23 protein-coding genes are annotated in these 23,580 nt (G+C 67.0%); 11 read left to right on the top strand and 12 right to left on the bottom strand.

The window, feature by feature from the left end:
• Positions 1-91: 91 nt before the first annotated feature.
• On the top strand, positions 92-364 hold the full coding sequence (locus AC1MDG_RS21165) for a DUF2277 domain-containing protein (protein ID WP_043485658.1): 273 nt from the start codon (positions 92-94) through the stop codon (positions 362-364).
• Here AC1MDG_RS21165 and AC1MDG_RS21160 read toward each other — a convergent pair.
• From AC1MDG_RS21160 to AC1MDG_RS21125, 8 genes are all read right to left on the bottom strand, one after another.
• Positions 361-2,709, bottom strand: a complete 2,349-nt coding sequence (locus tag AC1MDG_RS21160) for a heavy metal translocating P-type ATPase (RefSeq protein WP_479806683.1) — start codon at positions 2,707-2,709, stop codon at positions 361-363. The two genes, AC1MDG_RS21165 and AC1MDG_RS21160, sit on opposite strands and share 4 nt — an antisense overlap.
• A gap of 64 nt (positions 2,710-2,773) precedes the next feature.
• Positions 2,774-3,004 carry a heavy-metal-associated domain-containing protein gene (locus AC1MDG_RS21155; RefSeq protein WP_479806681.1) on the bottom strand — a complete coding sequence of 77 codons (231 nt, stop codon included), beginning with the start codon at positions 3,002-3,004 and terminating at the stop codon, positions 2,774-2,776.
• An 85-nt stretch (positions 3,005-3,089) separates the two neighbouring features.
• On the bottom strand, positions 3,090-3,437 hold the full coding sequence (locus AC1MDG_RS21150) for a metal-sensitive transcriptional regulator (protein WP_479806679.1): 348 nt from the start codon (positions 3,435-3,437) through the stop codon (positions 3,090-3,092).
• Positions 3,438-3,516: 79 nt separating this feature from the next.
• Entirely contained in the window at positions 3,517-4,725 is a 1,209-nt protein-coding gene (locus AC1MDG_RS21145) for an MFS transporter (protein ID WP_479806677.1), read from the bottom strand.
• Positions 4,726-4,982: 257 nt separating this feature from the next.
• The gene (locus AC1MDG_RS21140) at positions 4,983-5,516 is read right to left on the bottom strand and encodes a DinB family protein (RefSeq protein ID WP_479806675.1); all 534 of its coding nucleotides are present in this window, start codon (positions 5,514-5,516) and stop codon (positions 4,983-4,985) included.
• Positions 5,513-6,019, bottom strand: coding sequence for a universal stress protein (locus AC1MDG_RS21135; RefSeq protein ID WP_479806673.1), 507 nt, complete (start codon positions 6,017-6,019; stop codon positions 5,513-5,515). Before AC1MDG_RS21135 ends, AC1MDG_RS21140 begins: the two co-directional genes overlap by 4 nt.
• An 80-nt stretch (positions 6,020-6,099) precedes the next feature.
• A complete protein-coding gene (locus AC1MDG_RS21130; protein WP_052500653.1) occupies positions 6,100-6,456 on the bottom strand; it encodes a CU044_2847 family protein in 357 nt (118 codons plus the stop codon).
• 2 nt (positions 6,457-6,458) lie between these two features.
• Entirely contained in the window at positions 6,459-8,792 is a 2,334-nt protein-coding gene (locus AC1MDG_RS21125; RefSeq protein ID WP_479806671.1) for a CHAT domain-containing protein, read from the bottom strand.
• Positions 8,793-9,012: 220 nt separating this feature from the next.
• Here AC1MDG_RS21125 and AC1MDG_RS21120 point away from each other — a divergent pair, with 220 nt between their 5' ends.
• From AC1MDG_RS21120 to AC1MDG_RS21110, 3 genes are read left to right on the top strand one after another with little or no spacing between them, the layout of a single operon-like run.
• Complete coding sequence (locus AC1MDG_RS21120; RefSeq protein WP_043485699.1) at positions 9,013-9,213, top strand: hypothetical protein; 201 nt, start codon at positions 9,013-9,015, stop codon at positions 9,211-9,213.
• A gap of 58 nt (positions 9,214-9,271) precedes the next feature.
• Positions 9,272-10,405, top strand: a complete 1,134-nt coding sequence (locus AC1MDG_RS21115) for a WD40/YVTN/BNR-like repeat-containing protein (RefSeq protein WP_479806669.1) — start codon at positions 9,272-9,274, stop codon at positions 10,403-10,405.
• Positions 10,406-10,414: 9 nt separating this feature from the next.
• On the top strand, positions 10,415-10,702 hold the full coding sequence (locus tag AC1MDG_RS21110; protein WP_043485643.1) for a MoaD/ThiS family protein: 288 nt from the start codon (positions 10,415-10,417) through the stop codon (positions 10,700-10,702).
• 5 nt (positions 10,703-10,707) lie between these two features.
• Here the strand turns inward: AC1MDG_RS21110 and AC1MDG_RS21105 are convergent, their stop codons facing one another.
• From AC1MDG_RS21105 to AC1MDG_RS21095, 3 genes are all read right to left on the bottom strand, one after another.
• Positions 10,708-10,944: a hypothetical protein gene (locus AC1MDG_RS21105; RefSeq protein ID WP_104175208.1), complete on the bottom strand. Its 237-nt coding sequence runs from the start codon at positions 10,942-10,944 to the stop codon at positions 10,708-10,710.
• A 189-nt stretch (positions 10,945-11,133) separates the two neighbouring features.
• Positions 11,134-12,825, bottom strand: coding sequence for an alpha-amylase family protein (locus AC1MDG_RS21100; protein WP_479806667.1), 1,692 nt, complete (start codon positions 12,823-12,825; stop codon positions 11,134-11,136).
• Positions 12,822-13,808, bottom strand: a complete 987-nt coding sequence (locus tag AC1MDG_RS21095; protein ID WP_479806666.1) for a TIGR03885 family FMN-dependent LLM class oxidoreductase — start codon at positions 13,806-13,808, stop codon at positions 12,822-12,824. Before AC1MDG_RS21095 ends, AC1MDG_RS21100 begins: the two co-directional genes overlap by 4 nt.
• 219 nt (positions 13,809-14,027) lie before the next feature.
• Here AC1MDG_RS21095 and AC1MDG_RS21090 point away from each other — a divergent pair, with 219 nt between their 5' ends.
• From AC1MDG_RS21090 to AC1MDG_RS21075, 4 genes are all read left to right on the top strand, one after another.
• The gene (locus tag AC1MDG_RS21090; RefSeq protein ID WP_479806664.1) at positions 14,028-15,254 is read left to right on the top strand and encodes a Re/Si-specific NAD(P)(+) transhydrogenase subunit alpha; all 1,227 of its coding nucleotides are present in this window, start codon (positions 14,028-14,030) and stop codon (positions 15,252-15,254) included.
• On the top strand, positions 15,254-15,550 hold the full coding sequence (locus AC1MDG_RS21085; protein ID WP_479806663.1) for an NAD(P) transhydrogenase subunit alpha part 2: 297 nt from the start codon (positions 15,254-15,256) through the stop codon (positions 15,548-15,550). The genes AC1MDG_RS21090 and AC1MDG_RS21085 overlap by 1 nt, the downstream gene beginning before the upstream one ends.
• On the top strand, positions 15,547-16,920 hold the full coding sequence (locus AC1MDG_RS21080; RefSeq protein WP_479806662.1) for an NAD(P)(+) transhydrogenase (Re/Si-specific) subunit beta: 1,374 nt from the start codon (positions 15,547-15,549) through the stop codon (positions 16,918-16,920). The genes AC1MDG_RS21085 and AC1MDG_RS21080 overlap by 4 nt, the downstream gene beginning before the upstream one ends.
• Positions 16,921-17,014: 94 nt before the next feature.
• Entirely contained in the window at positions 17,015-18,097 is a 1,083-nt protein-coding gene (locus AC1MDG_RS21075) for an ATP-dependent DNA ligase (RefSeq protein ID WP_479806659.1), read from the top strand.
• 85 nt (positions 18,098-18,182) lie between these two features.
• Here AC1MDG_RS21075 and AC1MDG_RS21070 read toward each other — a convergent pair whose 3' ends face one another.
• Entirely contained in the window at positions 18,183-19,502 is a 1,320-nt protein-coding gene (locus tag AC1MDG_RS21070) for an MFS transporter (RefSeq protein ID WP_479806657.1), read from the bottom strand.
• A gap of 242 nt (positions 19,503-19,744) precedes the next feature.
• Between AC1MDG_RS21070 and AC1MDG_RS21065 the strand changes: the two genes are divergently transcribed.
• From AC1MDG_RS21065 to AC1MDG_RS21055, 3 genes are all read left to right on the top strand, one after another.
• Complete coding sequence (locus AC1MDG_RS21065; protein ID WP_200891071.1) at positions 19,745-20,608, top strand: IclR family transcriptional regulator; 864 nt, start codon at positions 19,745-19,747, stop codon at positions 20,606-20,608.
• A 169-nt stretch (positions 20,609-20,777) separates the two neighbouring features.
• Positions 20,778-21,659 (top strand): shikimate dehydrogenase, encoded by an 882-nt coding sequence (locus AC1MDG_RS21060; RefSeq protein ID WP_479806655.1) that lies wholly within the window; start codon positions 20,778-20,780, stop codon positions 21,657-21,659.
• Complete coding sequence (locus AC1MDG_RS21055) at positions 21,659-23,563, top strand: bifunctional sugar phosphate isomerase/epimerase/4-hydroxyphenylpyruvate dioxygenase family protein (protein ID WP_479806653.1); 1,905 nt, start codon at positions 21,659-21,661, stop codon at positions 23,561-23,563. Before AC1MDG_RS21060 ends, AC1MDG_RS21055 begins: the two co-directional genes overlap by 1 nt.
• The last annotated feature ends 17 nt before the right edge of the window (positions 23,564-23,580 follow it).

Raw genomic sequence — 23,580 nt, 5'->3', positions numbered from 1 at the left:
AGCCCTGCCCATGCGGGCGGCTGCCGGGCCAGTGGTCTCCGGACAGGCTGCGGGCCTCGATCCCAGGCGGTCCAGAGCCTAGCATGGGACTATGTGCCGCAACATCCGGACCCTGCATAATTTTGAGCCCCATGCCACATCGGCCGAGGTGGAAGCCGCTGCGCTGCAGTATGTGCGCAAGATCAGCGGCAGCACGAAGCCGTCGAAGGCCAATGAGGAGGCGTTCAACCGCGCCGTGCACGAGATCGCGCACGCCACCCAGCACCTGCTCGATTCGCTGGTGACACATGCTCCGGCCAAGGACCGGGACGAGGAGGCCGCCAAGGCTCGTGCCAAGGCGGCAGTCCGCTTCGGCGCCGCCTAAGCGCCCCGGCCGCCGGGCTTGCCGAAGGTGCGGAGCCGGAGCGAGTTGGTAACCACCAGCACCGAACTTGCGGCCATGGCCGCCCCGGCGATCATGGGGTTCAGCAGGCCAAGCGCGGCCACGGGAATTCCGACGGCGTTGTAGAAGAACGCCCAGAACAGGTTGGTTTTGATGGTGGCCAGCGTGCGCCGGGACAGCTCGATGGCTTGTGCCACCTGCGTCAGGTCATTTCCCATTACGGTCAGGTCCGCAGCTTCGATGGCCACATCCGTGCCCGAGCCCATGGCGATGCCCAGATCGGCCTGGGCGAGGGCTGCGGCGTCATTCACGCCATCGCCGGCCATGGCCACGGTGGCGCCGGCAGCCTGCAGCTTCCGCACGGCCTCGACCTTGCCTTCAGGCAGCACCCCGGCGAACACGTCCTCCGGAGCGATGCCGACGGCGGCGGCCACCTGCGCGGCCACCGCGGCGTTGTCTCCGGTCAGCAGGATCGGCCGGAGTCCCAACTGCTTCAGCCGCGAAATCGCTTCAGCCGAGCCCGGCTTTATCGTGTCGCGCAGCGAGACAATTCCCGCCGGCTCCCCGTCCACGGCAACCCAGATGGCGGTGGCACCGGATTCTTCGGCGTTCCGGAGCGCCTCCTGCTGTTCCGTCGTGACCGGGATGCCGTTTTCACGCAGCCAGCCCGTCCGTCCGGCGATGACCAGCCGGCCGCCCACCTGTCCGGAAACTCCGCCGCCCGGCGCGGACCGGAACCGCTCGACGGCGGGGAGCTGGGCGCCGTCGTCCTTCCCGCGTTCCGCGGACAGTGCAGCGGCCGCAATGGCGTGGGCAATGGGGTGTTCGGAAGCGGCCTCAACTGCCCCGGCAAGGAGCAGCACTTCAGTGCTGCTGCGCGTGCCGAAGGCCAAGGCGTCGTCCACGGCAAGATGGCCGGTGGTTACGGTGCCGGTCTTGTCCAGCAGGATGGTGTCCACGGTGCGGGTGTCTTCAAGCACCTGCGGCCCCTTGATCAGGATTCCCAGCTGGGCGCCGCGGCCTGTGCCGGTGAGGAGGCCCACCGGTGTAGCCAGTCCCAGGGCGCAGGGGCAGGCAATCACCAGAACCGCCACGGCGGCGGTGAAGGCCGCTCGGAGCTCGGCGTCAGTGATGGCCGGCCCGGCGATCAGGAGCCACGCGGCGAACGTGAGGACGGCGACCACCAGCACAATCGGAACGAACACCGCGCTGATGCGGTCCGCTAGGCGGGCGATGGGAGCTTTTCCGGTCTGCGCCTGGGAAACCAGGCGGGCCATCTGGGCCAGTGTGGTTTCGGAGCCAACCCTGGTGGCGCGCACCAGCAGTCGGCCGGAGGTGTTGATGGTGGCGCCTGTGACGGGGCTGTCCGGGCCCACCTCGACGGGAACCGACTCGCCCGTGACCAGGGAGGCGTCCACAGCCGAGGAACCGTCGATCACCACACCGTCCGTGGCGATTTTCTCGCCGGGCCGGACCACCATGACGTCGCCCACGGCCAGTTGGTCTGCCGGGATCCTTATCTCGGCGCCGTCGGCCAGCACCGTGGCGTCCTTGGCGCCGAGGTTCAGCAGCGCCTTCAAGGCGTCCCCCGCCTTCTGCTTCGCGTTGGCTTCGAGGTAGCGGCCCAGCAACAGGAAGGTGGTGACCACGGAAGCCACCTCGAAGTACAGACCGCCGGGGCCCATTTCCATGCCGGGGTGTTCGGTCATGCGCGGATCGGCCAGCAACTGCCAGGCGGAGAACAGGTAGGCGGCTGTGACGCCGATGGAGACCAGGGTGTCCATGGTGGAGCCCAGGTGCCGGGCGTTGATGGCCGCGGCGCGGTGGAACGGCCAGGCAGCCCACGTGACCACCGGCAAAGCGAGAATTCCGGCCACCCAGCCCCAGTTGGCGAACTGGAACACTGGAAACATCGAAATCGCGAACACCGGGAGGGTCAGGATTGCCGCCACTATAAGCCGCGGTTTGAGTTGCGCCGCGGTGCCACCGTGCGATACATGGTCACCAAGTTCGCCGGATCCGGCGGTTGAGCCTGTTGAAGCCGGATCCGGGACGTCGCGTCCGGCTACTTGGCTGGGGTACCGGGGTGGCCGCACCCGGGCCTTGTAGCCTGCCGCTTCCACGGTGGCCGTGATTTGTTCGTCGGTGATGCCGGCCGGGACCGTGACCTGGGCTGATTCGAGGGGCAGATTTACCGAGGCTTCCACGCCGTCGATCTTTCCGAGCTTGCGTTCCACCCGGCCCACGCAGGAAGCGCAGGTCATGCCTTCGATATCGAGTTCAATCACGCGGGTGGCCGGTTGGTGCAGCAGTTGCTCGTTACTCACGGAGTGTCCTCGTTGTCGGGTATATCTTTCGCGGTGGGTGGGGCGGCCGGGCGCCGCGGGCGGTTCAGGCCTCGTTGGCCACCACCAGGTAGCCGGCCTCGGCTACGGCTTCGCCGATCTCGGAGCGGGAGAGAGCCTTTTCGGACGTGATGGTGACGGTGGAAATGCCGCCGGCGTTAAGGTCGACGTTGACCGCTTCCACGCCTTCCAGCGCTTCCAATTCTTCGCTCACGGAGGACACGCAGTGTCCGCAGGTCATGCCGGACACGTTCACGGTGGTGGATACGGGGCTCATGGTTTGCTCCTTTTTTTCGGCGTTGCCGCTAGTGCCGGACTGGCCCGGTCGGATCATCCGGATGGTGTGGTGGGTGGGATTGCCGCTACCGCAGCAGGCGCCCGATGGCATCGGTGGCCTCCTTGACCTTGAAGTCGATCGCTTCCGCGCGGAGCTCCGGGTCGGGTTCCGAGGCGGCGCCGACGACGCAATGGCCGATGTGCTCCTCGACAAGGCCCAGGCTCACTGCGTGCAGGGCTTTGTTTACGGCCGCGACCTGAGTGAGGATGTCGATGCAGTACTTGTCTTCATCCACCATCCGGGCAATTCCGCGGACCTGCCCCTCGATGCGTTTGAGCCGGCGCAGGTATGCCTCTTTGTTCGAGGTGTAACCATGCTGGGGGGCGGCTTCGGCATCCGCGGTCCGGGTGCCGGCGTCTTCTGCTGGGTCCATCTCCTCAACATATACCCCTAAGGGGTATGTTGCAAGTACCCCCAGGGGGTATCTTTCGCAAACTGTGGCCCGGGAGTTATCAGTCTGCGGTCCGGTCCGTTGCTGACGCAGGAGAGGGGGTCCCGCGCCCGATGCTGCCGACGCCGAGCAGGGAGGCCGCGGCGACGCCCGCGGCGAGGACTCCCAGGCCCACGGGCAGTGCAGAAGCTGTGGCCACGGCTCCCACCAGGAGCGGGCCGCCGGCGTCGCCCAGCTCCCGTCCCAGCTCGGCTGATCCCATGGTCCGTCCCAGCCGCTCCGGCGGTGTGGTGGCCGCGAGGTGAGCGAACCCCAGGGGGGTGGCGATACCGATCCCGGCGCCGATGGCCACGGCTGCGCCGAAGATGGTGCCCGGCCCGGGAAGCAGCGCCACGGCGGCGATTCCGGCCGCCGTCAGCAGCAACCCGGCTGTCATGACGGGACCGTCCTGGACCCGGCCCTGATCACGCAGGCGGCCAACCCAGGGTTGGGTCGCAGCGGACGCGAGTGCCAGCACGCTGACGGCGGCCACGGCGGCTGCCGGGTCCAGGCCGTGGCGGGTGGCCAGTGCGGGGAGGAAGCCGATGGCCGTGCCCAGGGCGCCGGTGGCTGCTGCCAGAACGAGCGTAGGAACGAGGAAGCTTCGGTGCGTCACTTGGCGGGCAAGATCCAGCAGCGTGTACCTGGGCCGCGGCAAGGGGGCCAGGTGCGGCAGTGTCACCATCGCCCATACTGCGGTGGCGGCGGCAAGGACGCCCAGGGCGGCAAAGAGGAGCGTGAAGCCGCCCAGGAAGATCAGGCCGGCACCCAGCAGCGGGCCCGCAACGTAGCCCAGGCTCTTCCACGAACCGTAGCGGCCGAAATAGGTTCCTGCTTTAGGGCCGGCGAGCCGCGCAACCATCGCCGAGGAAGCCGGCGAAAACGCTGAGGCGGCCGCGCCCTGGCCGATCCGGGCGAGGCCGAGCATCACGGGGCTTGCGCCCCACAGTCCGATCAGTGACATGAGTGCAAAAGCGAAAAGCCCCGCCACGACCACCGGCTTGGTGCCGATGCGGTCACTCAAGGCCCCGAACACCGGCTTCAACACTACCTCGGCGAGATCATAAACAGCCAGAAGGATACCCAGGTTGAGCAGGCTCAGTCCGATATCACCGCTGTGGGCGCCCATTCCGGCGGCAATGCTGTGCGCTCCGAAGGCTGTGACAAAGCCTGCGGCGTAGAGCGGAGCGGTGACGGCTGCCGTCGGCGTGCGGATTGGCTCTGTGGTCACGGGATTGCTCCTGCCGGGCGGCCGTCGCCGCATATTGCTGTCTGGCCCCGAATTCGGCCTGACGTTAAAAAGCTCCGGAGTGCGTTATTGGGGGATACGCACTCCGGAGCAGCTTATGGGGCAGGTCCAACATCTTCCTGCCAATTCCAGCTTACTTGGCGGTAGCGGTGAGCGCCACCACCATGAATAACTACTTTCGCTTTACTTTTACAGGGTCTTTCGTCCCCATTCATGGACGGCATTTTCCGGATATTTCTTCACGGCATGGTGCCGGGGCCCAGGCTGAGCTGGGTGGCATGGAAGTCGAAGTGTTCGATGGGATAGGCATAGACGTCCGCCAAGGACATCCACGGGGTGAAGAACGGGTCCCAGCGGTCAGGAAAGGACATTCCCCGGTCCATTGCAGCGGCTGACTCGCGTCGCATCCGCCGCTCGAGGGAGCGCGTCACCCGCCGGAGCTTCGCCGCCATCCGCCTCCGGTTGAACACGAGGGCCGCAGCCTTGGAACCGAGGTAATTGACGACGTCGAACGGTGCGGTTCCGGCATTGAGGAACCAGGCAAACACCCGGCTGAAAGGCGCCGGGAGAACTCCGAAAAAGCGGACCAGGGGCAGCAGGGCCTGCACCACCATGTAGCCGAAAACCATATGGAATAGCAGTTCCTCATTGGTCCAGCGGGTGCCCGTGCTTGTGCGGCGCAGGTCCGCGTCGGACGCGGCGGCCAGCCACCGCTCGAGTTCCCTGCAGTTGCGCTCGTAGCCGTGCTGGACCGTACCCGGGGCGGCGGTCACCCTGGGCTGTCCCGGTGGGCGCCCATGTGGGCGGGGACCACCAGGACGGGACGGTCCTGATGGTGGGTCAGCCATGCCGCCACGGAACCGTTGAGGGCTGCCGAAAGGCGGTGCCCCAGTCCACGCTCCGGCGTTCCCACGATAATCATGGAGGCGCTGGCCTCCGCCGCCATCCGGCCCAGGGCGCGGGCCGGGTCTCCGGACAGGATCCGCAGTGTCCACTCCACTGATTTAGTGGCGCAGGCCGCCCCTACAACGCCGCGAAGCTCTTCGCTGACTGCCCGGACATCGGCATCGTCAGTGTCCGGGTGCAGGGACAGGCGGTGCGCCGACCGCGCCGGGTCCCACTCGACGAGGTAGCTTGCCTCGTCCACGTAGGCGCACAACAAGGGGACGCCCAGTTTTTCTGCGAGGCCGGTGGCCGAGTGCAGCACTTCCGGGTGCTGTCCGGGCAACACTCCTACTACCAGGGGAAGCGGACCGCTATAGCGTTCGGGAGACATACTCCATTGTGTCCCTGCGCGCATTCCTTGAACAGCGCGGCCACGCAGCGGGCCGCCGGCACTGCCTGGGCCGGGCCGGCTTAGTCAGGATCGCTGTCCGGAGCCTCCGGTGCCGGCTTGGGGCGCCGCCAGGTGAGGGTCACCGTGAAGTTTGAGCTGGTGCTGGCAGCGGCAATGAACGCACCGGCTTCGGCATGCAGGTCCAGGCCAAACTTGACCGACACTTCGTCCGGCTTGTCCGGGAGGGCTGTGAGTTCATCAATGACGCCTTGGACGGCCGGCCGGATGTTGCTGAGGGCGCGCTCAAAGGTCTGCTGTGCCCGCGCGAAGACGCCGCTCTGCCCGCCGCCGCGCGTTACCAGTCCGCCCGTGGTGTCTGATACTTCCAGGAGCACGGTTCCGCCCCCGTCCGTAGGAAATTCCACCAGTCGTGTCATCTCTAGTCCTTCCTCTTCCGTCTGAGAGCCAGTCCCAGGAAGACCAAGCCGCTGGCGGCTACGGTGGAATTCTGCACTGTGAGTACCAGCGCCCGGGCTGACAGGTCGTCGCCGGGGATCCACATCAGTGGCAGCGTTACCAGACAGATCAGGAGGAGCCACCCGGCCAGTGCCGGCGTGCCCGGAGCGCGGATTGCCCGCACGGCCGCCCACCCGCCAAAAAGTGCCTGAACCAAGGTGGCCGCGGTGGCCGCCCACAGAAGATCCTGTTCCAGGCCAACTAATCCCAGCAGCGCGCCCGCTCCGGTTGCGATGGCCAGAGTCACGCGGCCTGTTTCGGTCCGATCCGGGAGCCCGGCGAGCAGGAGCAGAAGGTAGCCCGCTGGAGCCAGGAGTCCGTAGACGAGACGCACGCTGACTTCCCCGCCGGAATACCACCAGTCGTGATCGCCCCAGTTGAGGTAGGCGAAGAAGGCTGCGAGAAGGGCGCCGGTTACGGCCAGGACTGCCCCGCCGGCGGCAAGGAAGCGCGAATCGGGACCAGCGGCTGCAGGCCGCAGATCTGCCCCGGCACTCTTCGCCCCAGCGCTCTCCTTGCCGCTCCGGTCCGGCACCGCCTGCCGGTTAGCCTTCTGGGCATTCCTCTGGGCCGCCCGCAGCGCGTCATTTTCGCGGCGGAGTTCGTCGCGTGCCTTGGTCGCGAGTCCGTCCTGATCAGTGGCGGCGGGATCCAGGGCGTAGAGTTCTGCCGCCACGTCCACTGCGGCCTGCCAGTTTCCGCTGCCGGCGTGGTACTCCAGTTCACCCTGCAGATCGGCTATCCGCTGCCGTTTGGCGCAATCACGCGCCCGGGCTGCGGCGTCGGGGAAATCCGGATCCTCCTGCACCGCGGCGTAACCGTCGGCAGCCGCTGTCCAGTCCCCGGCGGCTTCGGCTTCCCGGGCGTGGCGGTATGCCTCGGCACGTTCCAGGTGCTGCGCAGCGGAAGCGCGGAGCAGCGCCGCGTCGCGGTAGCCGCCATCAAGCGTCAGGAGGTCATCGAACAGCTCGATGGCCACCGGGTAATGCCTGGTCCGGAGCTCGGCACAGGCCTGCACATACAGCGCGCGGAGCTCGGCCTGCCGGATCCGGGCATCGGAGCGCTCTGGTGCTCCCGCCGTGGCGTTCCCGGGAACCGTGGTGACGGGCGCGGCTGGGTCCACTTTTCGCGCCACCGGGGGACGGCTTGGTGCCTTCAAGTTGAACAGTTTCGTGTCACCGCCCCGGACATACAGCGCCGGCGTCACCCATTCCAGTGTTCCGTCAGGGCTTCCCATGACGGAGATCCGCCCCACCCGTGCGGCCTCATCCACGCCGCGGCCGTTCGCAATCGCGGCATAGAAGCCCTGCGCAAAGGAGATCGCGGCGCCGTCGCTGATGGCGAACTGCATGGCGGCCACCGCGCTGATGCCGCTACGGACCAGCGTGGAGGCGGTACCGGAGAAGAGATCCTCGCGGCCGGTTTCTCCGGAGGAGCAGGAATTCAGGACCACCAGGCGGGGGCGGGGTGCGGCTACGCTCAACAAGGCCATGAATCGGATGGCCCGGACCATGGAGGCGCGGCCGTCGGCCCCCACCAGGGCGATCCGGCCTTCATCGTTCCTGGCGTCGTAGTCACCGTGGCCGATGAAGTGGACGACGTGCCAGGGGCCGTCGAGCAGCATCGACTGGATCTCCTCCCAGGTACCGCCCGGCGCCCACACGAGTTCAATCCGCCCCTCGGAAACCGGACCCGCCAAGGCTGCAGCGAGATGGTCCCGCTCCGCCTCGACGTCCAGCAGCGGAAGGTCCCGCGGGGAGGCAATCAGGCCCAGGATCCTCAGCGGAGGGACGACTTCCAGCGGGTTCAGGTGGTAGTCGGGCGCGGGAATGTGACGAAGCAGCGGCTCCGTCTGGCACAGGTAGCTCTCGGTTTCCGGGTCAAACAACATTTCCCACGGCATCGCGGCCAGTTCAGGTGCAGCGAGGCGGAGCACCACCCTCAGCTGCTGCCCGCTGTGCTGGGCGGCGCCCAGGCTCGCCCGGTACGTTCCGTAGACCTCGCGGGTAAAGAGGGCCTGGAAGAGTTCCTGGCCCACGCCCCGCACCGGAAGCTCGGCGACCGGCGTGGTGCGGCGGGCGGCCACCGCGGAGGCCAGGACGGTGGACTCCAATTCCGCGCGGCGTGCCAGGATCCCGTCCACATCCAGCCTGAACAGCCCCGAAGCGTTGCCCCCGGCCGGGGCCTGCACGACGCGCACGGTGTACTCACCCGGCTCGGAACCTGATGCAAGTTCGAGTTCTATGTCGCCGTCCATGACAACCTTCTCAACGCCGCCCGGAGTGCCTCCACAGCGGGCCTCCGGCGCCCGCGGGGCGGGTGCGCCGGGCAGCCCTACAAGACAAGATTGGCGCAGTGGAAGTGCCGGCACAAGGGGCAACGGATTGCACTGCGGCCAAGCCGGCACCATGGCCGTTGGACCCTTGTACACCCCCTTGCCGCGGAATAACGTTGACGCATAGGGAGAGGTGGTCCGCGTGGAAATCTACATGTGGTGGCTTGATCTGGACCTGGCCAGCAAGGAATGGCTGCGCGAGAACCTGCGTACGGACGAATTGCCGTTGTTTGTGCTGCAGGGGATTGCCGAGGCCGGCGGCCCGCACCCCGAGACCGCCACCGGAGTCCTCACGACTGCGGACTGGGACTTCATCGAGACGCAATCGGAATTCGTGGACTGACCTGCCGGGCGCATAACGTCACGCCAAACCATTGCGGCCTCCGGGCCGGAGTGGTTGCATGGGGTGCATGGCCATCGAACAGAGTTATGTCCTAGCGATCGGAACCAAAAAAGGGTTGTGGCTGGCGACCAGCCAGGACCGGCAGACATGGTCCATGTCCGGTCCGCATTTCCTGATGAGCGAAGTCCCCAGCATCGGCATCGACACCCGCAACGGGCGTACCCGCATCATGGTGGGTGTCCGCTCCGAGCACTGGGGTCCCACTGTTGCGCATTCGGATGACCTCGGCGTGACGTGGACGGAGCCCGAACAGGGCGCCATTAAGTTCCCGGACGGCACTGACGCCGCCGTGGAGCGTATCTGGCAGATTTACCCTGACGCCGAGTCCCGCCCAGGGGTTGTCTGGGCCGGCGCAGAACCCATTTCCGTGTGGAAATCCACGGACGGCGGCGAACACTTCGAACTCAACCGCGGACTCTGGGACCATCCGCACCGCAGCGAATGGGGTGCAGGGTACGGCGGCGCGGCCGCGCACTCGATCGTCGTCAATCCCTCCGGGGACAACGTGCACATTGCCATGAGCACAGGCGGCGTTTACCGCTCGCTCGACGGCGGGTCCTCCTGGGAGCCGCGGAACAAGGGAATCTCTGCGTACTTTATGCCTGATCCCAACCCTGAATTCGGCCAGTGTGTGCACAAGATCGCGGCGGATGCTGCCGTCGAAGGCCGGCTTTACGCCCAGAACCACCACGGGGTGTACCGCACGGATGACAACGGCGAAAACTGGGAGTCGATAGCGGAAGGACTTCCGGCTGACTTTGGTTTTGTGATGCTCACCCACCCCCGGCGGGCCGGAACCGCATGGGTGATCCCGCTCAAGGCCGACGGCGAACGCATCCCGCCGGACGGGAAGCTGGCAGTACACCGGACGGACGATGCCGGTAAGACCTGGAAACGCCTTGATTCCGGGCTGCCGCAGGGCGAATACAACGCAGTGCTCCGTGACGCTGCCTCGGTGGATTCCGCAGAACCTGTCGGGGTGTACTTCGGAACGCGCGGTGGCTCGGTCTACGCCAGCCCGGACGAGGGCGAGCACTTCACCGAACTGGCGTCACATCTGCCGGACGTCCTGTGTGTCCGTGCCGCCGTGGTGTCCGCGGCCCTGGTGCCTGGCGCTCCGGTACCCGCTTAGGGGTCCGTTGTGGCTGACATCAGCGTGGTGCTGCCCAGTGTCCTCCAGCCGCTCGCCGGCGGGCAGTCCATCCTGACTACGCCCGCCGACGGTGCGGTGACTGTGGGGTTCTTGCTGGACTCGCTGGCCGGGGATTATCCGGTGCTTGCGAGGCGTTTGAGGGATGAAACCGGCACCCTCCGCCGCTACGTGAATATTTACGTGAACGGGGATGAGGTCCGGCGCTTGCGGGGACTGGAAACTGAAGTGGCTGCCGGTCAGGAAGTGGTGATCATCCAGTCCGTGGCCGGCGGCTGAAGGGCTCAGGCTACTCGCCAGACGCTGCATTCGTCCGCGTTGATCGCTTTGCGCATCCCGGTCTGACGGTCCATGATCCACACGACGCCGATGCCCGGTGCAGTCTCCTGCACACGGCCCCGGCGGATCACCACATCGTCATAGCTGGGACCCACCGAGAGGCGGGCTTCGATCTCGTCGCCGCGGTGCAACTGGTCCAGGGCGCGAACGCGGGTTACATGGGCTTTGGCTTCCTTCAACATGGCGGGCCTCCTGAGCTGGGGCTTGGGCTGGTGCCAGCATTTGCCGGCACATCCAGTGTCCTGCGCCATTGTTGCCGCCGCGTTTCATGCCGGTAATGGCCGCGTTAGTTTTCTGCGCGTCTGTTGTTTCCGCAGCTGACAGCAGCTTTCTGGCCGGCGTCAGATCCGCCGGTGCTATATCCGCCTGAGCTATATCCGCCTGTCGGCGGGGCGCTGGACCCTGAACCAGCGGTAGCCATAGCGCTCCAGCTCCAGTTCGAAGCCGCCGTCGGCCGCCAAGACCACGTTTTCGCCGTCGAGCAGGTCCAGCAGGACGGCGCCGTCGAAGGTCTCCTTGGGATCTTCCGGGGAAGCAACCTTTGCCGTGACGGACGCCGGCTGGGCTGCCATATTGTGCGCCAGGACCAGCGTCGAACCCGCGCGCGTGCAGCTGTGCAGGAGCACGCCGGGATTGGCCTGCTTGATGAGCTCAAAGTCGCCCCAGGCCAGTTCCGGGCTCTCCCGGTAGCTGCGGATGAGTGCGGCGATGAAGTTCCACAGCGAGTCCGGGTCGCGTTTTGCCTGGGCAGCGTTGATGTTCTTAGGCCCGAAGTAGCCCTCAACCACCTGCGCCACCAGCTTGTCGGCCGGGGCGGTGGAAAAGCCGCCGTTTGCCGTGTCGGTCCATTGCATGGGGGAGCGGACGGCGGAGCGGCCCTTGGCCCGCAGGTCCTCACCCATCCCGAGCTCCTCGCCGTAGAAAAGGACGGGGGTTCCGGGAAGGGAGAACATCAGCGAATAGACCATGCGGATCCGTGCGGGATCGCCGTCGAGCATCGGCGGCAGGCGGCGCCGGAGTCCCCGGCCGTACATCTGCATGTCCGGGTCCGGGCCGAAGGCGGCGAAAACCTCCGCGCGTTCCTCGTCGCTGAGCTTGTCCAGGGTCAGTTCATCATGGTTGCGGACGAACATGGCCCACTGGTTGTCCGGATGGATGGCCGGCCTGCCGGCCAAGGTTTTGGCCAGCGGCCGGGCGTCCTCCCTGGCCAGGGACAGGTAGAGGTTCTGCATGCTCAGGAAGTCGAACTGCATGTTCAGTTCGTTGCCGTCAGGTCCGCCGAAGTATTTCAGCTGTTCCTTGTAGGGGAGGTTGACCTCGCCGAGGAGCACCGCGCTGCCGTTGCGCCGGTTCAGGAAGCTGCGCAGCGCGGCCAGGTAGTCGTGCGGGTCGATCTTCGCCGCGTCCTCCTTGGACACGCCCTGCAGCTCCAGGAAGAAGGGCACCGCATCCAGCCGGAACCCGTCCAGTCCCATCTGCAGCCAGAAACCCATGGACTTGGCGATCTCGTCCCGGACCTTCGGATTGGCGACGTTCAGGTCCGGCTGGTGCTTGGCGAACATGTGCAGGTACCACTCGCCGGTGGCCTTGTCCTGGGTCCAGATGGAGTTTTCCTCACCGGGGAACACCACCTGTTCCGACGTGTCCGGGGGAGTGTCTTTCCGCCACACGTAGTAGTCGCGGTAAGGGTTGTCCACGGACTTCCGGGATTCCTTGAACCAGGGGTGCTTGTCCGAGGTGTGGTTGATGACGTAATCCGCGATCACCCGCATTCCCCGGTCCTTCGCGGTCCGGATGAACTCCACCACGTCGCCCAGGGTGCCCAGGCGCGGGTCGACGCCGTACATGTCGGTGATGTCGTAGCCGTCGTCCCGGTCCGGCGAGGGGTAGAACGGCATGAGCCAGATGCAGGTGACCCCCAGCGCCGCCAGGTAGTCCACGCGCTGGGTCAGCCCGCCGAAATCCCCGGTGCCGTCGCCGTCGTCGTCGAAGAAGGTTTCCGGATCGAGGCAGTACACCACGGCGTTCTTCCACCACAGATCGGACGTCTCCGCGATCCTCACGCCGTGACCTCCCGTGTCCGGTCGCCAGCCCGCAGCCGGGGGAGGACATGTTCGGCGAACGCCTCGAGGAAGGGTTTCTGCTCCTGGCCCACGAAGTGCAGGTAGAGCTCGTCGAAGCCCAGGTCCGTGTACTCCTGCAGCCATGTGGCGTGCTGGTCCAGGCTGGAGGAGATGTTGACCGCCCTCCGGACCTGGTCCTCGCCGACGTCGGTGCTGACGCCGTCAAAATGGGCTGCGGTGGGAAGGTCCCAGGGGATGGGCGGCGCGAAGACGTTGGACCGCCACTGGTCCAGGGCTATCGAAACCGCGTCTTCCTCCCGCGGTGCCCAGGACAGGTGGATCTGCAGCACTGCCTTGCCCCTGCCCCCGTTGTCCCGGTAGGCGGCGAGCATGTCCTTCAGCTTCGCGTGGGGCTGGTTGACGGTGACAAGTCCGTCCGCCCAAGCCGCTGCGCGCCGGGCGGTCTGCACGCTGATGGCCGGGGCGATCAGCGGCGGCTTGGTTTCCGGAACGTCCCACAGGCGTGCCTGTTCCACGGTGACCAGCCCGTGGTGCGTCACTTCCTCGCCGTTGTGCAGGCGCCGGATGACGTCCACGCACTCCTCCAGGCGCTGCTGGCGGGTTTCCTTGGCTGGCCACGCGTCCCCGGTGATGTGCTCATTCATGTTCTCCCCGCTGCCCGGAGCCATCCAGAACCGCCCCGGGAACATGTCCGCCAGGGTGGCCGAGGCATGGGCGATGATCGCGGGGTGGTAGCGCTGGCCCGGTGCCGTGACCACGCCAAAACGGAGTGAGGTGGTGGCCAACGCAGCCCCCAGCCAGGACCACGCGAAGCCGGAGTGGCCCTGCCGGGCGGACCAGGGCTCAATATGGTCCGAGCACATAGCGGCGTCGAACCCGGCCTGCTCCGCCAGTTGGACGTCCTTCAGCAGTTGGCCAGGGCTGATCTGTTCATGCGATGCGTGAAAACCGATAGTTGCCATCGTTAATGTCTACCGGCGGTGGCGGGGCGTGTCGAGGAATTCCGGGACCGGACGTGAAAGTCGGACTGCACCGGACGGCGCTTTCGCCCGGAATCATGCCGGGTCAGCCAGCGGAGCCGGATCTTTCTGCATAGACTCTAGCCAGTACCGACTCGGGACAGCGATGACCAATGACAGCGATGACCCGGGACAGCGATGACGCTGGAAAGGGAGTGGCGGGTGAAGCTAGGCATTGCGCGGGAACACCGCGAGGGCGAACGGCGGGTTGCCGGAACCCCGGAGACGGTGCAGCAACTGATAGGCCTGGGGCTTGAGGTCCTGGTCGAATCCCGGGCCGGAACCGCGGCCGGCTACAGCGACGACGCGTATGTCCGGGCGGGCGCCCGGATTGTCCCCGAACTGGACCCCGGCACACTCGACATCCTCGCCCATGTGCGGCCGCTGGAACCGGCGACGGCGGCGGCGTTGCGCCGCGGGGCCGTCACCGCGGGCCTCGCGTCGCCGTCGTCGGAACTTCCCACGGTCCGGGCCCTGGCCGCCGCCGGGGTGACCTCCTTCGCGATGGAACTGGTGCCGCGGATCTCCCGGGCGCAGTCGATGGACGCCCTGTCCTCCCAGGCCCTCGTGGCCGGCTACCGCTGCGTACTGGAAGCGGCCATCCGGCTGCCGAGGTTCTTCCCGCTCTTTATGACGGCGGCGGGAACCGTTCCGCCCGCGCGCGTGTTGGTGCTCGGCGTCGGCGTGGCCGGGCTGCAGGCCATCGGCACGGCAAAACGGCTGGGTGCGCGGGTTTACGCGAACGACATCCGGCCAGCGTCGGCAGACGAGGTCGCCTCGATGGGCGGAACCTTCATCAAGCTCGACCTGGAGACGGCAGAGGCCGCAGGCGGCTATGCCCGTGAGCTCAGCGCGGACCGAGGCGCCCTGCAGCGGCAGCTCCTGGCGCCGCACGTGGCCCAGGCGGATGTGCTGATCACGACGGCGGCCGTCCCCGGCCGGAGGGCCCCGCTCCTGGTGAGCCGGGAAATGGTGCAGGGAATGCGGCCGGGCTCCGTGGTGGTGGACCTCGCCGCGGAGTCCGGCGGCAACGTCGAGGGATCAGTTCCCGGCCAGGACATCCCTGTGGACACCGCAGACGGCCAGGGCACCGTGACGCTGGTGGGCCTGAAAGACGCCGCATCGGCCATGCCAGCGGACGCCTCACGGCTCTACGCCAAGAACGTGGCCAACCTGCTTGCCCTGGTGGTCCGGGACGGAACCCTGTCCCTGGACTTCAAGGACGAGGTGGTGGCAGGCACGTGCCTGACGCACGACGGCGAGGTGCGGCACGCGCCCACGGCGGAGGCGCTCGCGCTGTCCGGGGAGCCCGTTCCCGGTGGGTCAGTTCCCGGGGAGTCCGTTCCCGGGGAGCCCGGGAACCGGCCCGCAAACGAGGAGGTGGCCTGATGGACGGCACCAGCCTGCTCACCATCACCGTGCTGGCGGTTTTCGTGGGCTTCGAGGTGGTCTCGAAAGTGTCCAGCACCTTGCACACGCCGCTCATGTCCGGGGCCAATGCCATCCACGGCATCATCCTGGTGGGCGCCATCATCGTGGCCGGCCAGGCTGCGGACCGGTGGGTGCTCGCCGTCGCGCTGCTCGCCGTCGTGCTGGCCACCGCGAACCTGGTGGGCGGATTTGTGGTGACCGACCGCATGCTGGAGATGTTCCGCGGGCGCAGAGACGGGAAGGGGCCGCGATGAGCATCCTGGACCCGGCCTGGACGGGGCTCCTCTACCTGGTGGCAGCAGTGTTGTTCATCCTGGCCCTCATGGGCCTAAACTCGCCGCGAACTGCCCGCCGAGGCAACCTTGTGGGCGCCGCGGGAGCCGTCTTGGGCGTGGCAACCGTGTTCCTGTCAGCGCGGCTGGACAACATTCCGTGGATCCTTGGCGCGATTGCCGTGGGCACCGCCGTGGCCGCTCCTGTGGCACGGCGCGTCAAAATGACGCAGATGCCGCAGCTCGTTGCCGCGTTCAACGGCGTGGGCGGCGGCGCTGCTGCCCTCGTGGCGTTGCTTGAACTGGCGCATACTGAGGACGCGTGGGTCCGCCTGGCCATCGCTTTCACCCTGCTGGTGGGCGCGGTGTCCTTCGCCGGTTCCGCCGTGACCTTCGCCAAGCTTCAGGAGCTGATGACCACCCGGCCGGTGGTCTTCCCCGGACTTCCCGTGATCATGACGGCGGTGCTGCTCGCCGCACTGGGTGCAGGCGCCGCCGTCGTCCTGACCGGCTCGCTGCCGCTGGCCCTGGTGCTGCTGGTGCTGGGACTCGCCGCGGGTATTTTCCTGGTGCTGCCGGTGGGCGGGGCGGATGTGCCGATCGTCATTTCGCTGCTGAACGCCTTCACCGGCCTGGCCGTCGCGGCCTCGGGCCTGGTGCTGGGCAACGTGCTGCTGCTCGTGGCCGGCACGCTGGTGGGAGCCTCAGGCACCATCCTGACCCGCGCCATGGCTGCGGCCATGGGCCGCAGCGTGGCCGGCATCCTCTTCGGGGCGTTCAGGGGAGGCTCGACGGCGGGCTCCACCGCGGTCAGTGAGCGGCCCGTGCGCTCCTCCAGCGCGGAGGACGTCGCCGTCCTGCTGGGCTACGCGCAGCGCGTGATCATCGTTCCTGGCTATGGCCTGGCCGTGGCCCAGGGCCAGCACACCGCCGCGGAACTGGCCAAGGCCCTGCAGCTGCGCGGAATCCAGGTGGACTTTGCCATCCATCCCGTGGCCGGCCGGATGCCCGGGCACATGAACGTGCTCCTGGCCGAAGCCAATGTGCCGTACGAGGAGCTGAAGGAAATGACTGAGATCAACTCGGAATTCAAGACCGCCGACGTTGCCCTGGTGGTGGGCGCCAACGACGTGGTCAATCCGGCAGCGAAGACCTCCTCGGGTTCGCCGATCTTCGGCATGCCCATTCTGGAAGTGGCCGACGCCCGTCAGGTGGTGTTCCTGAAGCGCTCCATGCGGCCGGGCTTTGCAGGCATCGAGAACGAACTGCTCTACGAACCGCAGACCACGCTGCTGTTCGGCGACGCGAAGGATTCGCTGACCAAGGTGCTGGGGGCGGTCAAGGCCCTGTAGCCGCGCTGATTCCAGCGCGGCCCGGGGCGCTGCCGCCGAGGTTCCCGGCCCGCAGGGGTGGTGCGGAGCGGACCTCCCGGCAAGAATGGGCGTTATGCAACTGCCGGTGATGCCCCCGATCGCGCCCATGCTGGCCAAAGCCGTCAGCACCCTGCCCGAGGTCCCGGATTCCGGCCCGAAATGGAGCTTCGAACCCAAGTGGGACGGCTTCCGGTCCATCATCTTCCGGGACGGCGACGAAGTGGAGATCGGCAGCCGCAACGGCAAACCCATGACCCGCTACTTCCCCGAGCTCGTCGAGGCGCTGAAGGTGAACCTGCCGCCCCGCTGCGTTCTTGACGGCGAAATCATCCTGGTGGGTGCGTCCGGTGACCGCCTGGACTTCGAGACCCTCCAGCAGCGGATCCACCCCGCCGCCAGCCGGGTGAAGCTCCTCGCCGCGCAGACGCCCGCCAGCTTCGTGGCATTCGACCTGCTGGCCCTCGACGACGAGGACCTCACCGGCCGCCCGTTTTCGGAGCGGCGCAGCATGCTGGAGAAGGCCCTCGCGGCCAGTTCCGCGCCGGTCCACCTGACCTCCACCACCCGGGACAACGGCACTGCGCAGCAGTGGTTCCACCAATTCGAGGGCGCCGGCCTGGACGGCATCGTGGCCAAAGCGCTGGACGGCAGCTACCAGCCGGACAAACGAGTGATGCTCAAGGTCAAGCACGAACGCACGGCGGACTGCGTCCTGGCCGGCTACCGCGTGCACACCAGCGGGCCGGACCGGATCGGTTCCCTGCTGCTGGGGCTCTACGACGGCGACGGCAAACTGGCCAGTGTGGGCGTGGTGGGTGCCTTCCCGATGCAGCGCCGCAAGGACTTGTTCGAGGAACTCCAGCCCCTGGTGACGGACTTCGACGGCCACCCCTGGGCCTGGGCCAAGCAGGAGGAGGGCAGCCGGACGCCGCGGAACGCCGAAGGCAGCCGGTGGAGCGCGGGCAAGGACCTGTCCTTCGTCCCCCTCCGGCCCGAGAGGGTGCTGGAAGTGAAGTACGACCACATGGAAGGCGAACGATTCCGCCACACTGCGCAGTTCGTCCGCTGGCGGCCAGACCGGGACCCGGAATCCTGCACCTATGACCAGCTGGAAGAGCCCGTCAAGTACGACCTCGCCGAGGTGCTGGCCACCTAAACTGCGCTTAAACTCCGGTGCCTTAAACTACGGCGACCCGTCCCGGGGAGGGGACAGGCCGCCGTCGTGCGCTAGGGAATCGAATCTACTTCAGGCCGAGCTCGCGGGTGGGAGTCTTGAAGGATTCCTTGGCCGTGAGGGCTGAGATCGCCGCGATGCCGCAGATGACTGCGGTGAAGATGCTGATCTGGACCCAGCCGCCGGGCTTGATGCCGCCCATTGCAGCCACGATCGCCGGGGCGAAACCGGCCATCAGGAAGCCGAGCTGGGTGCCGATGGCCAGGCCGGAGAACCGGACCTTGGTGCTGAACATCTCGGCGTAGAAGGACGGCCAGACGGCGTTGGAGGCTGCGTAGCCGAAGGAGAAGAAACCGATGGCTGCCAGGAACATCAGCGGTACGCTGCCGGATTCGAGGCTCAGCAGGAACACCGGCGTCAGGACGGCGCTGGCAACGGCGCCGTAGATGAAGACCGGCTTGCGGCCGATCTTGTCCGACAGCATGCCGAACAGGGGCTGGGTGCCGAGGGCCACAAAGTTGGCGCCGACCACGAGCCAGAGGGTGGTGGTGCCGTCCACGCCGGCCACGGTCTTGGCGTAGCTGATGGCCAGGGTGCCGAACACGGTGGATACCGCGGCGATGAAGGCGCAGGCCACAACCCGGAGGACATCGCGCCAGTGGTGCTTCAGCAGGTCGGCCACCGGCAGCTTGGAGATGGCAGCGGACTTCTGGGCTTCGGCGAATGCCGGCGGTTCGTGCAGGGTGCGGCGGATGAAGAAGGCCACGAGGACCACGACGGCGCTGAGCCAGAACGGGATGCGCCAGCCGATGCCGTACTTGACCTCGTCAGGCAGGGCGAGCACGGGGATGAAGACGAGGGCCGCGAGGATCTGGCCGCCCTGGGTGCCGGTGAGGGTCCAGGACGTGAAGAAGGAACGGCGGTTGTCCGGGGCGTGCTCCAGAGTCATGGAGGAAGCGCCGGCCTGTTCACCGGCTGCGGAGAGGCCCTGGCAGAGGCGGGCGAGCACCAGCAGGGCGGGAGCCCACCAGCCCACCGTGTTGAAGTCCGGGAGGCAGCCGATGACGAAGGTGGACGCTCCCATCAGCACCAGGGTGAACATGAGGACCTTCTGCCGGCCCACGCGGTCGCCGAAGTGGCCCAGGATGACGGCGCCAACCGGGCGTGCCACGTAGGCGAAACCGAAGGTGGCGAAGGACATGATGGCGGCGTTGGCATCAGCATTGGGGAAAAACACGTGCGGGAAGATCAGCGCGGCGGCGGAACCGAAGATGAAGAAGTCGTAGTACTCGACGGCGCTTCCCAGGAAGCTGGCGAGGGCTGCCTTCTTCGGGGTCCCGGCCGGTGCAGCGGTGCCCGGCGTCGTGGACGGGAGTGTCTGGCTCATGGTGTTCCTTTGTGTGACGACATTGTCGCGGATGGATTTTCGCAGCCGCCGCGCTTCATTTCTGGAGACCCAGATGGAGGCTTCGCTGGCGGCGGCCGGTGGTCCGTGTAAAGACCCGGACGAGTAGCCACATGGTGGGAGCTACTTGTGCGATATAGCAATGATGGCTGTGAGGGCTGTCACTTGTCAAGGAAAATAATCACCATCTAGAAATAGCTCTCACAATGTGGCAACATCAGGTTATGAGTGTGAATCAAAGCACAGAACCGGACGTTGTGGCCGGCCCGCCCGTGGAGGCCCTTTCGGAAGCGCCCGCGAAAGCGGCGAAGGCGCCCAGGGCCGCCAAGGAAGATTCCCGTACGGACATGGTAGGCAAGGCCCTGGGCCTTCTGGTCCTGCTGGGCGATGAGCCGCGGGGCGCCAGTGCGGCCGAGCTGTCCCGGCGCGCGGAGCTGCCGTTCAGCACCACCTACCGGCTCCTGGGCTCGCTCACGCGGGACGGTTTTGTGGACTATGAACCGGACGGCCGCCGCTACCACCTGGGCCTGCGCGTCTTCCAGTTGGGTCAGCGTGTGTCCAATCATCACGGTTTTGCTGGAACAGCGCTGCCCATCCTTCGCCGCGTCACGGAGAAGACCGGGGAGGCCACCATCCTGTCCGTCCGCGACGGAAACCACCACCTCACCGTCAACAAGGTGGACGGGCCGCAGACGTTCCGGGTGACGAGTGATCCTGGGCACCTCGGCGCACTGCACACCACCTCTGTGGGCAAGGCGCTGGTGGCCTTTGCCGAGGACGCTGAGCGGAAGCGACTGGTGGAGGAGCTGGAACTTGAGCCGCTGACCGAATTTTCCATCACGGACCGCGAGGCCTTCCGGTCCGAGATCGAGCAGGTCCGCCGCCGTGGCTATGCCGTCATGGATGAGGAGAACGAGCTCGGCATGCGCGCCGTGGCAGTTCCTGTCTTCAATGCCCAGGGCAATGCCTTCGCGTCCCTGGCCACGGCGGTTCCCGTCTTCCGGCTCAGCCTGGAGGAGCTGGCGGCCCTTGTTCCCGTGCTCCAGGAGGCCGCCGCGGAACTGGCCGCAAGGCTGCCGCAGCGATGAGCCGCACCGTCTCCGGGGACAGTCGCCGTCGTCCCCATTTGTTCGTCATAAGAACATCAGTGCAACATGTGAACATTTCCTGTACTGTAATCCCTATCACCCGGAGAGCAGCCGCAGGCGCCCAGTGCGTCCCGGCAAACCGGGTGCCGTTGTCAAAGGAGCTATACGGATGAGCAATCGAGCAGAGTCCTTTCTGGTGGGCCTCGTAGGCGATGGCGTGATGCCGTCGCTCACGCCCCACATGCACGAACGCGAAGGCGACGTGCAGGGCCTGCGGTACCTCTACCGCCCCATCGACCTGCTGGAGCTGGGCCTGCCGGGTGAATCCGTGGGTGAGCTGCTGCAGAGCGCCCACCGCCTCGGCTTCAACGGGCTGAACATCACGCACCCGTGCAAGCAGCTGGTCCTGGACCACCTGGATGAGGTTTCGCCGGATGCCCGGCGCCTTGGCGCCGTCAACACCGTGACCATCCGGGACGGCCGCTTCATCGGCCACAACACCGATTTTTCCGGCTTCGCGGCCGCCCTCGCTTCGGGACTCCCGGACGCCAAGCTTGACCGGGTGGTCCAGCTGGGTGCCGGCGGTGCCGGTTCCGCCGTCGCATACGCCCTGCTCACCGCAGGCGTCCGCCAGCTCGACCTCGTGGACACGGACGCCGCCCGCTGCGCCGCCCGCGCCGCCGAACTGGCCGCCTTCTTCCCGGACAGCACCGTCACGGCCCGCGCGACGGCGGAGCTGCCGCAGCTGATGCCCGTCGCCGACGGTTTGGTGCACTGCACTCCCGTCGGCATGGCCGCCCACCCGGGCGCGCCGCTGGACCTGTCGCTGCTCGAATCACGGCACTGGGTGGCGGACATCGTCTACCGCCCGATCGAAACCGAACTGGTCCGCGAAGCCCGTGCCAAAGGGTGCGAAGTGCTCGACGGCGGCCGCATGGCCGTGGGCCAGGCAGCGGATGCCTTCAGGATCTTCACCGGCCTCGAGGCCGACGCTGACCGCATGCGCGCCCACTTCCTGGAACTCGTGGCCGCCGAGGAGGTGGCCGCCTGATGCGCACCGGAATCGCCACGGTGTGCCTGTCCGGCACCCTGAAGGAAAAAATGCAGGCGTGTGCCGTCGCCGGCTTCGATGGAATCGAGATCTTCGAGCAGGACCTGGTGACCTCGTCCCTGAGCCCGGAGGATATCCGGAAGATGGCCGCGGACCTGGGCCTGACACTGGACCTCTACCAGCCGTTCCGCGACTTTGACAGCGTTCCCGAGGACCTCCTTGCCGCCAACCTCCGCCGGGCCGAAGCGAAGTTCAAGCTGATGTCCCGCCTGGGCATGGACACCATCCTGGTCTGCACCAACGTTGGCACGGCCACCATCGACGACGACTCGCTGCGCGCTGAACAATTGGCCCGGCTGGCGGGCCTGGCAGGAGACCACGGCGTCAAAGTGGCCTACGAGGCCCTGGCCTGGGGCAAGTACGTCAACGACTATGAGCACGCCCATCGCCTGGTGCAAGCCGTGGACCACCCCAACCTGGGCACCTGCCTGGACTCCTTCCACATCCTTTCCCGCGACTGGGACACGGCGCCCATCGAAGGGTTCAGTGCGGACAAGATCTTCTTTGTCCAGGTGGCGGACGCCCCGAAGCTGTCCATGGACGTCCTGTCCTGGAGCCGCCACTTCCGGGTCTTCCCGGGCGAGGGCCAGTTCGAGCTGGCCAAGTTCATGGGCCACGTGGTCCGTGCCGGGTACACCGGGCCCGTTTCACTGGAAGTCTTCAATGACGTCTTCCGCCAGTCCGACGTCGAACGCACCGCCGTGGACGCGATGCGGTCGCTGATCTGGCTGGAGGAGCAGAGCGCCAAGTGGCTGGATGCGAACGCTCCGGCCTCCGCGGACCCTGCTGCCGGGACTGCCGGCCGCCGTCGTTATCCCATGGAACTGGCCACCCTCCCGCAGGTGGCCGAACCGGCCGGCTTCAACTTCGCCGAGGTCAAAGCCGCAGACCCGGCGGGCCTCGAAAAGGTGCTGGGCCAGCTGGGATTTGAATTCAACGGCAGACACCGCACCAAGGACGTGCAATTGTGGAGCATGGGCCACGCACGTGTGATCATCAACGAACAGGATCCGGGCGTCACCGGCCCGGCCCCGGCGATTGCCGCCCTCGGTTTCGACGTCGATTCGCCCGTGATCGCCGCGGCCCGAGCCCAGCAGCTCAAGGCGCCCGCGGTTCCCCGCAAGAGCCAGGCCGACGAGGAAGTGTTCCAGGGCTTCGCCGCGCCGGACTCCACCGAGGTCTTCCTCTGCCAGGGCAGCCCGGACGGCACCGCAGCCTGGACCCGCGAGTTCGGCGAAGGGCTGGAGGTTCCGCCCCCCGGCGGACAGAATGCTGTGATCGATCACGTGAACCTCGCCCAGCCGTGGCAGCACTTTGACGAGGCCGTGCTGTTCTACACCAGTGCCCTTGCGCTGGAGCCGCAGCCGTTCGCGGAGGTGCCCAGCCCCAGCGGACTGGTGCGCTCCCAGGTGATGCTGACGGCCGACCGGGCCGTGCGCCTGGTACTGAACCTTGCACCGGTGATCCAGCAGGACGGCGCGGATTCGGGAACCGCGCACCGGAAAACCTACCAGGAGCACATCGCCTTCGCCGTGGACGACCTCGTGGAGACGGCCCGTGCGGCCCGGGACCGGGGGCTGGACTTCCTGCAGATCCCGGCCAACTACTACGAGGACCTGGACGCGCGCTTCGACCTGGACCCCGCGTTCCTGGCCACGCTCCGGGAGCTCAACCTCCTCTATGACCGCGACGCAGACGGCGAGTTCCTGCACTTCTACACCGCCACCATTGGCAGCGTGTTCTTCGAAATGGTGGAGCGCCGCGGCGGCTACGACGGCTACGGTGCGCCCAACGCCCCGGTACGGCACGCCGTCCAGTACGACCACCTGCAACACCAACACTGAAAGGAGGCTGCTGTGCC

This window comes from Arthrobacter sp. AIWTK1 (genome assembly GCF_056680535.1).
The sequence above is the reverse complement of the archived record's forward strand: the minus strand, read 5'-3'. Positions and strand labels throughout refer to the sequence as shown.